The following is a 10,567-nucleotide window of genomic DNA, read 5'->3' as shown; positions in this document are numbered from 1 at the left end:
ATTTTGGTCATACAAATACCCCCAAAGTTTTGTTCCAACTTTGGGGGTAAAGGTCAGAGTTTTTATGCTCGTGGCGCTTTTTTGATCAATTTACTTTCGGAACGCGAGGAAACTTTGCAGTAAACTCAGCACCATGCGGTTGAACATCAGTAACCGTCATTTTCCCACGATGGGCTTTAACAATCCATGCGCCAATCGACAGGCCTAAACCACTGCCACCAGTCTTGCGATTGCGAGATTTATCTGCGCGATAGAAACGCTCAAAGATATGGGCTTTGTCCTCATCTGAAATCGTCGGACCAGAGTTGCCGACGACCATTTTCCAATCATTGGCAGACAAGGTGACCTTCACCCAGACTTGGTCGCCGGATGCGGTATATTTAAAGGCATTGTCCAATAACAAAACGGTCAATTGATGCATGCGCTCGTTATCAAACAAGGCGTTGCCATGTTCTGGTAAGTCGACACTGAAAGTTTTATCTTGAGATTCGGCGATATCTTCATAAGGGCGAAGCATTTTGGTGAAGTAGGCGTTCAATTCAAAAGGCTGAATATCTAGTTGCACCGCATTGGAATCCGCCTTGGCAATGGTCAATAAGTCGCCGGTCAACTGGCGCAAGCGCTTGGTTTCTGACAATGACGTGGCGATGGCTTCAGTTTGATCGATGATCTTGGCATTGGGTTTTGTCAACATCGCTTCTTGTTGGCTTTGAATCACCGCTAAAGGCGCGCGCAATTCGTGAGCTGCATCAGCGACAAAGTCTTGTTGATGTTGCCAAGCCACGACGATTGGGGCCAGTGAACGATTGGAGAGCCAATAAGCCAAGGCCAAAGCCAACAGCCAAAAGATCACCATGGTTAAAATCAATGCCTGGCGGAACGTCTTCAAGGCAAACATTTGTGAGTCGATATTTTGGACGATCATCACATATTTGCCAGCGTAACTGGAGTTGGTGTTGGATTTTTTGACTTTGATCAACAAGGTGCGAAACGTCCCACTCGTGGTGGTCAAGGTGCGCTTAACGTTCACATATTTCTTGTTGAGCTTCATGTATTGTAAGTAGGCGTAAGCGTCCATGCCGATTTGGGCTTGGTTGGTGATTTTGCCTTTGCTGTTGAACACCAACAACGTCGTGCGCATCGGATTGGGTTCGTTATTCGTCGGTTTACCATTGCGCAAAGGATTGCGGCCCATGGTCATGGTTTGCGTGTTGGATAGCGATTTGCGCTTTTGCTGGACTAAGGTTTGGTCGACGTCGCGATACACCGAGCGCTCATACATCACAAACACGATCAGCCCCAAGGCGATGAACAACCCGGCAAAGCTCAATAATTGGGCGACAAACAAGCGCCGGCGTTGATGTTCGATCGCAGAATCACTGTTCATTCAGATCCCTCGCTTTGTAAAATGTAGCCGACACTGCGGATGGTTTTGATCATGGATTCAGCTTCAGTGTGGCGCAGTTTTTTGCGCAAGTTGGACATATAGACTTCGACGACGGAAATGGCAGTATCCGAATCAAAGCCCCACAAGCGGTCAAAAATCTGATCTTTGGTGATAATGGTGTCGACATTTTGCAACAAGTAAACCAGCAAGTCATATTCTTTGCCGTTTAACGTGACTGGGGTGTCGTTGACGCTGGCAGAGTGATTGGCCACATCAACAGATAGCGGGCCACAGTGCAACACGTTGTCCGTGGCGAGTTTGCCAGTGCGTTTCAGCAAAGCTTTCAAGCGCATGATCAATTCTTCGCGGTGGAAAGGCTTGGTCAAATAATCATCGCCGCCTAAAGTAAACCCGCGCAACTTGTCAGCTAAGGCGTCTTTAGCGGTGAGGATCAAGACTGGCGTTTGGACGGCTTTTTGGCGAATGGCCTTCAACAAATCAAAGACGTTCATTTCTGGCAACATGATATCCAATACAGTGGCATCGTAAATATCTTGTTCCGCCATGAATTCGCCGTCACTGCCAGTCAATGCGGCTTCCACATCGGCAAAGTCGCTGATGAAATCACAAATACTTTGATTTAAGTTGGGGTCGTCTTCAACGACTAAGATCTTTGGTTTACTGGTCAATGCCCGCGCCTCTTTTCTGAATAGTTTAGATGATACGAAACCAGTCTAAAAACTACCTTAAAGTGAGTTGCAACTGCGCTTTAATCACGTAGAATAAAGGTAAATGACTGGGAGGATGAGTGTATGGAACCCACTGAAAGCATTACGCGCCTGCAAAAAACGGAAGGTGCGAACACGTTTTTGGAACAAGGCTTTATCACTGAACGCGATGAACCGGCAATGATGGATAAGGATTGGTGCAAAGACTTTTTACTGCAAGTCAATGACGAATTGCGCTTGCGCAGTTTAACCCAGCGCGGGATCTTAGAAAAATTCAACTATTATATGGGCGATGGGATGATCATTTATAATCCGGATGAATTGACCCAAGCCGATGCCAAACGCAAACTCCGCTATGCCTTAGGCTTTCATAAATAAGCTGGTTTTCCCGACGCTATGGCCGGCTTCGATGGCTTTGGTCGCGGTGATCAAATGCTTTAAATCAAAGGGGTCCGTGTGGGTGACAGAAGCTTGGATCACACCGGCGTCATAAAGTGTCGCCAGTTGATTGAGGATGTGTTTAGTTGAGTCATAAGCCACGCCGAAATCTGATTTGGTGAACATGTACTCTTGATCAAAGCTGGCGGCTTTTGGTTTTAAGCCGGCGAGGTCAAGCGGCTTAGTTGGCGTGACGATGGTGCCAATATGCCCTAGTGGCGCGATCAGTTGCACGGCTTGGGCCAAATAAGGTTCCGGCGCGTATAAAATGGCGATGCCATCGACGAGTCGCGGAATTTGGCTGGCCCAATCCTCGTGATAGTCCAAAGGTTGATCGACGTGGTGTTGCGTCAACCAGTCAAAATTTTTGCGACTAGCAGTGGCGATCACATTTAAACCAGCCCAATGTGCGAGTTGGGTCAACATGGACCCGACGCCACCAGCGCCATTGATGACCAGCAAGGTTTTGCCGGCGTTAGCATTGATGGCAGGGATGAAACCCATTTTTTCAAACAGTAATTCCCAAGCGGTTAACCCGACTAAGGGAAGTGCGGCTAAGTCTGTGGCCTTTGGACGTTCTGGCACCGCGGCAGTCAGATGGGCTGGGACGGCTTGATAATGTTGATAACTGCCGGCTTTTTTCGTGGTGCCAGCATAAAACACCCGTTGGCCAACAGTGTATTCTTGCACCGCACTGCCAACTGCAGTAATATGGCCGACGCCATCATAGCCGAAAATTTTAGGATGGGCTTGTGGCTTTAAATTGGCGCGTAATTTGGTGTCGATGGGATTTAAGCTGATGGCTTCGAGTTTGACGACCACTTCATCGGCAGCCGGTGTCGGGATGGGTAAATCGACTTCGGTAAACACATCGGGATCGGTGATTTTGCGGCCGTTGAAGGCAGCAATGGCAAGATTTTTTGGCATGGTAAGCCTCCGATTCATTAAGTTTTTAATACCCCTAGTGTAAATCACCGGCGCAATCTGGTAAACTGTTCACAACTTGTACAATCGGAGGAAACCCATGTCTCATGCAAAAAAAATCCATGCATACGGCTTATTTGTCCTGTTAGTGCTGGCTGCGGCAGTGTTTAGTTGGATCGGTTGGTTTGCGACCAACCCTCAAGATCTCATGGCCAAAGCCGCGACGATCAGCTTAGGCGTTGGCTTAGCAGTCGGCGTGTGGTTGTTGATCGGCTTAGATGCGTCTTGCCAAACTCGCAAAGGGCGCTTTGGCGTCGATGTGGTTATCGGCGGCGCGATGATGTTGTTGATTTATATCTTTATGCTTGGGCTAACTTTTGATTGGCTCTTCACCTTTGGCGCGATCGGGATCGTCTTAGTGCTTGCACTACTTTTTTCTGCTCGGCGAATTTAAACTAAGAGGGGCAAGGCTGATGGCCTTGTTTTTTTTCGGAAAAACATTTGGCATCGGTTACAAAAAATACTTGACAATTGTTTTTGAAGGCGTTATCATTCACTCGTATACTAGGAGGAAGAGGTGGCTTAGCGCACGTCACCTGCACTACTTCGCAACGGGGGGCAGTTCCCCGCAAACCCGAGTGAGATCGATCCACACGGTCAGTCTGTTTGATGGCAGTGGGTCTCAGCATCAGTCGTGCCGGCACATAAGGGTCCCCTCTCGGACTCATACCAGGTGTGAATGGACGATTTGCCTCATGGTAACATGAGAAGCAAGTGACGCCTGTGGACAAAAGATCATGCATGATCGAGTCGTCCCGAAAGCTGCCAAAGCCTAAGAAGCGGCGGTGGCGCAGACACGCGCTTGAAATTGTTTGAACTGCATGAGCGTAATTGAATTGGCGTTAAAGCCAGAGATCCACGAAATGGGAGGCTGTTTCGTGGATTTTGTGCGCCTTTCAACAGTAACGCTGGTTGTGGACTAAAAAATCCCCTCGCAGAATTATGTTTGCGAGGGGATTTTTGGTTATTGCACATGTTCAACGGCGATTTGAATATTTTCTGGGACGCGTGGGCGCAACACGGCGATCAAGCTGGCTAGGTCGCTACGGAAGGTCATCCGCACGAAGCGGCGTGGCGTTAAGTTAAAAATCGCCACCACCATTTGCCGACCGTTTGGCAGATCTAAAGGCGTTAATGTGATCGCCGATAATTTGGTATAAGGGATCACGCGAGAGAACACGCCGGTGGCGATCACTTTGGTTGGCGTCAAGCCGGAAGTGCCCGCCATGATCACCAAGGTGACAAAAGCGGCTGAGAAAATGATATAAGCGACACTTGCAGAGCCAGATTCGACTAACAAGGCGGCTAAGATCCCAGCAAAGAAAACTTGAAACAAAGCATAACCGGCACGCACGTCGATTTTATTTTGCCAATATAAGAAGTACCCGCCAGCAATGATCATGCCAGCGTCTAAAATCATAAAAAACATATCAATCATAGTTGATCCTTTCCATCACTTGGTTCAGGATACAAGCCGCTGACTTGTTGATACCAATGAAACAAGCGGGTGACGATAATTTTGATTACGGCAAAGCCTGGGATCCCTAAGATCACGCCGACTAAGCCGAACAAGTTCCCGGCAGTCAACAGCACGATCACAATGGTTAAAGGATGCATTTCCAGTTTTGAGCCCATGACCAGTGGGGAAATCAGTTGGGTTTCGATCAGCCATTCCACAAAGAAAGTGATGATCACTGCGATCAACATTTTCGGCGAAGTGGTGGCGCCGACGATCAACGCCGGAATCATTGCCAAAGCAGAGCCGAAATACGGAATCAAGTTCAATGGCCCGGCAATCAAGCCCAGCACCAAGGCAAATTTCAAACCGATCACGGAAAAGCCTACCATGAAGATGATCGCGACGGCCATTGCCACAGTCAATTGGCCTTGAACATATGACCCGACTTTGACGTTCATTTCATGTAAGGTATCCGTCATACTTTGGCGCAAGCGCGTCGGGAACAAGTTGACCAATAGCGGGGCGAAGTGATCGCCGTCTTTTAATAAGAAGAATAAAATGATCGGCGCAGTGGATACCGTGATCATCACGTTACCGACGATCCCAAAGAAGCTTTGTAAACCCGAAACGGTGCCGGATAATAAAGACCCTTTTTTACTATTTAAGCTGGCCATGAACTCTTTACCGAATCGATCGAGATCGGCTTGAGAGATAAAGCTTTGGTTTTCGTTGAGATGCGTCAACCAATCTGTAAAGCTTTGCCAGTATTGCGGATAGTATTTGACGATGTTGTTGAATTGTTGCTCGATAGGGGGCACTACTTTGACAACGGCCAATACCAACAGGCCTAGCACGACGATGAACACTAAGGCGATGGCCAAAACCCGTTTGACCCCATGTTTTTGTAAAAAGTTAACCAAGGGGTTCAATAAGTAAAAAAGCACGCCAGCTAAAATAAACGGTGGGGCGACAATGCCGACAAACGCCCCGACTGGTTTAAAGACCCACGCAATTTGCGTGAAGATCCAAATCGCCAGCAGCACTAAAACAGCATTTAAACACACCGTGGTGAATTTACTATTGAGAAAACGGCGGTAGAACCAGGATTTTCGATCCATAGGGTGCCTCCTTGCACGGGTTTCTTCTATTAGTGTACCCAATCTCAGCGCAATATGCGAATTTAGCCGGATATTGTCATAAAATGTTAGCGCTTACCTAAAAGCCCGTCACACCGGGGTTGAAATGGCTCTGAATGTAAATTTCATTTGTAAATTCACGATACAAAGTCTATAAATGCCCACAATCGGGCACTTAATGTAAAATTAATGTATAATTGAGCTTTACATTCGCAGAATTTCAGGTATACTAATAACCATAGCAAACCAATTGTGGTGGAAGGGAGTGTCATCAATGACATCAATCGAGATTATGAAATGGGTATTACGGGTCATGATTGTGTTAACAGTCGTGCTCATGTTTACTCACATGGCAACAGTTGCAATTCTCTTGTTAGCCGTCGATGTGCACTTCGGCGTCTTCTATCTGATGACGCGTAACAAGTGCGATCGCCGCCAACTCAAACACATTCCAGTGACTCACCGGATGTAAAAGTTTTGCCCACATCGCGCACCAACCGTGCCGAAACGTGGATCGACCCAGACAAAAATGTCTGGGTTTTTTTTTGCTATTGATTGTCAATGACGTGATGAATAGCTTCGAGTACGTCTTCATCAGTGGGATTAGTTTTGAGAAGTTTCCAAGCATAAGGCGCAAGGGTTTTGTTGGAGACATAACCATCAGGCCAATGATACATCTTAAAGAGCCAAGTGAGTGTACCGATGTCGGTAGGGTCAAGATCAATTGCCCACATGAGATGCCAATAAGCCAAGGTGTAGGCGCCGAGTTTATAGTTGTAGTAAATGAGGAGATAGGTGGCCGTGACTATGTGTTGTAGCGGCGTGTTTTCGACCCGACACCAGTATTCGAGAAAGAGGTGAACGGAGGGCTCAAGGCTATTGTCGACGCTACCTAAGATCTTGACGGCATATGAGGCATCTTTTCTGCGTAATAGTTGAGCTGCTGCTTCAAAATCTTCGTCTTCAAGCGCTTTTGCAAATAGCTGAGTGATTTGATAAAAGTTCATCTGGTGAGCTCCATTCATTTTTTGTTAACGGCATATATCAATCAATAGTATAAAAATTTTACGATTGGTTGCAATCGCCAAAACAAGCACGACCAAAATATGAGGTTACTCAAAAAAATCATTTTCCATTAGGTGCCACAAGTTATACGCATTGACGGAAGGGTCTCGTTCATCGATATAAAGATAGAAATATCGGTGCGATGATCGGGTTTGTAAACATAGCCAATAATCGGTGCCACGATGATCAACGCTCAAATTGATGATGTCAGCAGTCGGGTAAACGGTCACGTAACGGGAAGCTAAGGTAAAACCCGTCAGTTGAGCGGTATGCGTCCAAAGTGGCATGCTGACTGTGATCACGGCTTCAGAAGTGAAAATCAACACGGTCGGAGTCATGGCGGCGGTTTGATAAAGCGGCCAGGCGAACAGACTTAAACTGAAATGCACATGCGGGCGCAGGCCAGTTTCGGCATACAGAAAATTATGGGCATTGGGTAGTCCGTTGTTGGCCATAAATTGTAAAATCGCTGCGCGTTCATCTGGGGTCATGGCGTGTTCCTCATCAAGGTGATATTAATAGTTAAATTGTACCATGAAGTAAAGCGGTATCATTCTTGAAAATCAAAAATAGCCAGATCACAAGGACCTGGCTAAACGAAAGGTTAGTCGAGCATCGGGCGATATAAGCTGACTACGATGCCTAAAATCACGACATTATCGAAATACATATCATCCATATCATCGTTTTCTGGGTGAAGGCGAATGCGGCCGTCTTCTTTATAGAAGCGCTTGACCGTCGCTTCAGAATCTTCAGTCATTGCCACGACCACTTGACCATTTTCAGCATTTTGCTGCTTTTTGACAATGATTTGATCCCCGTTTAAAATGCCCATTTTGATCATGGAGTTCCCAGACACGCGCAACATGAATAATTCGTCGGCATCATAGCCGATATCATCTGGCACTGGGAAGTAGTCATCGATGTTTTGAATCGCGGTGATCGGGACCCCGGCGGCAACCGTGCCGACAATGGGGATGCCACCGTTGGTCACGCCGATATAATCACGGCCTGCTTGAGTCAGCATCAACGTCCGCGGTTTGGTCGGGTCTTTAGCCACTAAGCCGTTGTCTTCGAGTTTAACTAAGTGAGCAGCAACCGTGCTTGAGCTGGAAAGGCCAACTGCCTTGCCGATTTCGCGCACTGTCGGCGGAAAGCCGCGATCTTCGATGGAGCTATGAATGGTTTCGAGGATCTCTTGCCAACGTTTGTTCTTTTTTCCGGTAGGCATCAGGCCCACTCCTTTCGCGTACGCAACATGTTTTGGTTACTTACAGCGTACCAGAGCGAACAACTGTTTGCAAGATTTTTTCACAAAGAATTCGTGATTTAATGCGTTTTCGCGGTCATAAACCGTTGGCGTCGATTTTTTGCGCCACCGTCCAGACGATATCTGCGTGCCAATGCTTGGCTAAACTGGTGGTTGCTTCTTGCGTGGGTTTTAAGCGCAAGTCGATCGGCTCGGCATTGAGGTTAGCCTTGCCAGTTCTGATCACTGCCGCTGGATGGTCGTAATCGACTTGTTGCGCGTTGCCGATCAACAAGGCAAAAGGAAAATCTTTTTTTGACGGGGTTGATGCGAGGCTGACACTTAAGGTCCAATCCGCTGGTTTGTGATCATCGCGCAACGTCACGGTGATCGGACTGTTTGGCGCAACTGGGGTTTCATCAAATAATTGTAGGCGGGTGAACGTCCAGTCGGCTTTTTGATCGACATGCAAGGCTAATGGTTGTTGGGGCTTGGCCACAGTGATCCCTGCGAAATTTGAAGTCAACGTGTAAAGTTGTTGACGGTCGACCATCGTCAGTTGCAATTGCAAAACATAAGCCGTGCCGGCGCTGGTGGCTTGCATTAAGGTATCCACGAGATTGCCAGTGGGTAATAGTTCAAAAGCTACGGCATTATCGGTCAGGTCATCAACAAAACCTGACGCATTGTTCACACCAGAGAAATTCTTCATCGCCACTTGTTTAGATGTATCCACTTGTAAAACGTTCCCGACTTTTTTAGTGGGGATCAACAGCCAATCATATTGCCAGCGTCCTGCCGGCAGTTGTGCGGCAGTGGCTTGCAGTCCTTGGGTCGTGTGACGCAATGGTGCGCGGTCTAAGGCATCTAAGCTGGTGTTGACTGCGGCTAATCCGCCGATATGAAAATCATGTTGGGCAGAAACTTTGCCAGCAGTGGCATTGAGTTTTGCTGGCAATCCTGGACGATTGGGATCCCAGTTGATCGATTGCGTTGTCTGTCCGCGAAAACCGATGCTTGCGCCAGTGGTGTGTTCCACATTTACATTTGGGCCTGGGACCCATTTGATTTGATCCGTCGCATCGATGGGGGTAATTTGGGCTGTCGCTTGGTTGGCAGGGCTACCAGTACTGGGGAAAACCACTGGCGGTGCTTGAATGGATAAAGTCGTAGTCGGTTGTTTAACCATCAAGCGACTGATGCTGGTGGCCACTAAGGTTGGATCACCTAAACTGATCGGGGTGTTGGTGGTGTATTGCAAAAAGTACGTGCCAGGTGTTGTTGGGGTATATTTGAAATCAAATGAGAATCGGTAGACAAAGGCTTGGACATCGGTAGATTTGGTATCCGTAAAGACGCGCTTAGCTTGATAGCGTCCCCCAGCAAACACCGAAACTTGCCAAATCGTCAAGGTCACCCCCAAAGATTTAAAGGTGTCTGTCACCGGCGGTCGCCCATACTTAGCCGTGAGATCAACGGGTTGGTTCACATTTGTGGTGAGAAAAGAATTATCAGGCGTTGGTCCCATAAAACCATTGTTAGTTGGCCAAAACGGGTTGAATTGCGGCGTGGGCATGGCTGGGATCACATCCCAAGTACTGACTTGAGTGTGGTTGATATCGATCAACTCAGCGGCGTTGACTGGTTTTGGACCGCTCAACGCGAAACATAAACACAATACCCACCAAGCATGACGCTTGCTGGCTTTTAAAATGATCAAGCTCACCATCAGCACCCCAGCAAGCGCTAAAGGTAAACTGCGCGAATTGCCAGTGGCAGGGAGATTGGGATGATTCGGCGTTTGGATCACGCCTTTGGCCACTTGTGGGGAATCACCGGTCACTGAAATCGTTAGGTGTGTTTTCATTTTTTTTCCTCGTGTTAAACAACCAAATGATCATGCCGAACATGATGATCACCAAGCCAATCAACAAGTAGACCCACCAAGGCAAGCTGGTTGTTTGAGTTTGTGTTTTGGTGGTTGGAATTTGATCAGCATTGACCGCGAATGTTCGGGTCAGGTGATAACGTTGCTGGCCAGACGTTAAAACTAAATCGAAAGTGTTGATGTGAACCCATTAGGTTGGACAATTAAATAACTTGGTTATGCAGCCTCTTGAA

General features: G+C 47.5%; 12 protein-coding genes. 3 read left to right on the top strand and 9 right to left on the bottom strand.

Features of this window, described 5'->3' with window-relative positions; translation table 11 throughout:
• Positions 1-85 precede the first annotated feature (85 nt).
• The gene (locus tag FD01_RS11235) at positions 86-1,387 is read right to left on the bottom strand and encodes a sensor histidine kinase (RefSeq protein ID WP_056964359.1); all 1,302 of its coding nucleotides are present in this window, start codon (positions 1,385-1,387) and stop codon (positions 86-88) included.
• Positions 1,384-2,076, bottom strand: a complete 693-nt coding sequence (locus FD01_RS11230; protein WP_056964357.1) for a response regulator transcription factor — start codon at positions 2,074-2,076, stop codon at positions 1,384-1,386. Before FD01_RS11230 ends, FD01_RS11235 begins: the two co-directional genes overlap by 4 nt.
• Positions 2,077-2,199: 123 nt before the next feature.
• Here FD01_RS11230 and FD01_RS11225 point away from each other — a divergent pair, with 123 nt between their 5' ends.
• Positions 2,200-2,493 (top strand): hypothetical protein, encoded by a 294-nt coding sequence (locus FD01_RS11225; protein ID WP_056964354.1) that lies wholly within the window; start codon positions 2,200-2,202, stop codon positions 2,491-2,493.
• Here the strand turns inward: FD01_RS11225 and FD01_RS11220 are convergent.
• A complete protein-coding gene (locus FD01_RS11220; protein ID WP_056964352.1) occupies positions 2,476-3,480 on the bottom strand; it encodes a zinc-binding alcohol dehydrogenase family protein in 1,005 nt (334 codons plus the stop codon). The genes FD01_RS11225 and FD01_RS11220 overlap by 18 nt on opposite strands.
• A 97-nt stretch (positions 3,481-3,577) precedes the next feature.
• Here FD01_RS11220 and FD01_RS11215 point away from each other — a divergent pair, with 97 nt between their 5' ends.
• Positions 3,578-3,931, top strand: coding sequence for a hypothetical protein (locus tag FD01_RS11215; RefSeq protein WP_056964350.1), 354 nt, complete (start codon positions 3,578-3,580; stop codon positions 3,929-3,931).
• Positions 3,932-4,501: 570 nt separating this feature from the next.
• On the opposite strand, the gene FD01_RS11210 is transcribed toward FD01_RS11215, so the two are convergent.
• Positions 4,502-4,975, bottom strand: coding sequence for a hypothetical protein (locus tag FD01_RS11210; protein ID WP_056964348.1), 474 nt, complete (start codon positions 4,973-4,975; stop codon positions 4,502-4,504).
• Positions 4,972-6,114 (bottom strand): AI-2E family transporter, encoded by a 1,143-nt coding sequence (locus tag FD01_RS11205; protein ID WP_056964346.1) that lies wholly within the window; start codon positions 6,112-6,114, stop codon positions 4,972-4,974. The genes FD01_RS11210 and FD01_RS11205 overlap by 4 nt, the downstream gene beginning before the upstream one ends.
• 292 nt (positions 6,115-6,406) lie before the next feature.
• On the opposite strand from FD01_RS11205, the gene FD01_RS11200 reads away from it, so the two are divergent.
• Complete coding sequence (locus FD01_RS11200) at positions 6,407-6,604, top strand: hypothetical protein (RefSeq protein WP_056964344.1); 198 nt, start codon at positions 6,407-6,409, stop codon at positions 6,602-6,604.
• A 76-nt stretch (positions 6,605-6,680) separates the two neighbouring features.
• On the opposite strand, the gene FD01_RS11195 is transcribed toward FD01_RS11200, so the two are convergent.
• The 4 genes from FD01_RS11195 to FD01_RS11180 all read right to left on the bottom strand — a co-directional run bounded on the left by FD01_RS11195 (position 6,681) and on the right by FD01_RS11180 (position 10,313).
• Entirely contained in the window at positions 6,681-7,139 is a 459-nt protein-coding gene (locus FD01_RS11195) for a hypothetical protein (RefSeq protein WP_054718549.1), read from the bottom strand.
• A gap of 105 nt (positions 7,140-7,244) precedes the next feature.
• Positions 7,245-7,688 (bottom strand): hypothetical protein, encoded by a 444-nt coding sequence (locus FD01_RS11190; protein ID WP_054718546.1) that lies wholly within the window; start codon positions 7,686-7,688, stop codon positions 7,245-7,247.
• A gap of 113 nt (positions 7,689-7,801) precedes the next feature.
• On the bottom strand, positions 7,802-8,428 hold the full coding sequence (lexA, locus tag FD01_RS11185) for a transcriptional repressor LexA (RefSeq protein ID WP_056964342.1): 627 nt from the start codon (positions 8,426-8,428) through the stop codon (positions 7,802-7,804).
• 115 nt (positions 8,429-8,543) lie between these two features.
• On the bottom strand, positions 8,544-10,313 hold the full coding sequence (locus FD01_RS11180; protein WP_056964340.1) for an LPXTG cell wall anchor domain-containing protein: 1,770 nt from the start codon (positions 10,311-10,313) through the stop codon (positions 8,544-8,546).
• Between the last annotated feature and the right edge of the window lie 254 nt (positions 10,314-10,567).

This window comes from Lacticaseibacillus manihotivorans DSM 13343 = JCM 12514, assembly GCF_001435035.1.
GTDB classification, from domain to species: Bacteria; Bacillota; Bacilli; order Lactobacillales; family Lactobacillaceae; genus Lacticaseibacillus; species Lacticaseibacillus manihotivorans.
This window is presented reverse-complemented; position numbering and strand designations above follow the sequence as displayed.